1 protein-coding gene is annotated in these 333 nt (G+C 65.8%); it reads left to right on the top strand.

Annotation, left to right across the window (positions count from 1 at the left end):
* Window positions 1-72: 72 nt before the first annotated feature.
* A partial coding sequence (locus NG42_RS21665; protein ID WP_241488399.1) for a hypothetical protein occupies window positions 73-333 on the top strand: 261 nt, incomplete at its 3' end.

Below are 333 nucleotides of genomic sequence, written 5' to 3'. Positions count from 1 at the left end.
GTGCGTCCGGGCGATGTGGTTCATTTCATCGCGGACGGCCTGACGCTCTGGTGCACGCTGCAGGGCGTGCCGGTGCTGCAGACCAGCGGCGGTGAGCATCAGCTGTATGAGCCCGATCCGACGCGTGAAGGCGAATGGCGTATTGCGCGGATATACGATCGTCACGACAACTGTCAGCATCTGGGCTGGAACGCCGCGGGCCAGCTGATCGCCATCGCCGGGGATAACGAGGAGATGGCGGTGGAGCTCGACTATGAGGGCGTGCATGGCCGCCTGTGCGCGGTGCATCAGCGCACCGGCAGCGGGCGTCACCGGCTGGCCTGCTATGGCTAC

It is taken from the genome of Winslowiella iniecta (genome assembly GCF_001267535.1).
Lineage (GTDB): Bacteria > Pseudomonadota > Gammaproteobacteria > Enterobacterales > Enterobacteriaceae > Erwinia > Erwinia iniecta.
This window is presented reverse-complemented; position numbering and strand designations above follow the sequence as displayed.